A 1211-nucleotide genomic window follows, 5' to 3' on the forward strand; every position below is an offset into this window, starting at 1 on the left:
TCACCCGCTACGAATACGCCGACGACCTGCACCTGGTCAGCCGACGGATCAACCCCGACGGCAGCGAACTGAAGTACCGCTACAACCACGCACAACTGTTGCTGACCGAAATCGAAAACGAGGCCGGCGAGCGTTATCGGCTGGACTACACGCCGGGCGGCTTGATCCGCCAGGAAACCGGCTTCGACGGTCGGCGCACCGCCTATGCCTATGACCTCAACGGTCGGTTGCTGGAAAAGACCGAGTTCGGCGATGACGGCTCAACACGCGTTACGGCCTATCAACGCGACAGCGCCGGACGCCTACTGGTCAAGACCTTGCCCGATGGGGTCAAGGTCGAGTACCGCTACGACCGCCTGGGTCGCTTGGTCAGTGTCGACGACGGCCAGGAGCATCCGCTGGCGTTCGATTACGACGCCCATGACCGGCTGATCACCGAACACCAGGGCTGGGGCACCCTGCGTTACGGCTATGACGCCTGCGGCCAGTTGCAGCACCTGCGCCTGCCGGACAACAGCCGCCTGAAATACCACCGGGCTCAGGGCGGCGCGCTGACCGCCATCGACCTCAACGGCACACGCCTGACCACCCACAGCTTTGTCGCGGGTCGCGAACAAAACCGCCAGCAAGGCGCATTGCTCAGTGAATACGCCTACGACGAACAGGGCCGCCTGCACGCTCACGCCGTCAGCCAACAGCAGCGTCCGTTGTACCGCCGCGACTATGCCTACGCCGCCAACGGCAACCTCCTGCAGGTCGACGACAGCCGCCACGGCCAACGCCGCTACCAGTACGACCCGCTCGACCGCCTGACCCACGTCCGCCACGCCCGTGATCAGGACCCGGAAAACTTCAGCCACGACCCGGCCGGCAACCTGCTGATCCACGACCGCCCCGGCCCCTGGCACCTCAAGGGCAACCACCTGCGGCGCCACGCCGACCGGCATTACGACTACGACGCCTACGGCAACCTGATCCGCGAGCAGCGTGGCAATGCTGTCACGGAGTACCGCTACGACAGCCAGCACCGCCTGATCGGCCTCCAGCTGCCGGACGGTCGCCAGGCGGCCTACCGCTACGACGCCTTCGGCCGGCGCATCGCCAAGACCGTCGACGGCCACACCACCCGCTTCTTCTGGCAGGGCGACCAACTCGTCGCCGAAAGCAGCCCAACCCACTACCGCAGCTACCTCTACGAACCCGGCAGCTTC

The 1211-nt window shown here is 65.7% G+C and carries 1 pseudogene; it reads left to right on the forward strand.

Annotated elements, in window-relative coordinates:
* Positions 1 to 1211: pseudogene (locus tag FFS64_RS31185) on the forward strand (RHS repeat protein); the annotation flags it as partial.

The organism is Pseudomonas sp. G(2018) (genome assembly GCF_005502415.1).
In the GTDB taxonomy this organism is placed as follows: domain Bacteria; phylum Pseudomonadota; class Gammaproteobacteria; order Pseudomonadales; family Pseudomonadaceae; genus Aquipseudomonas.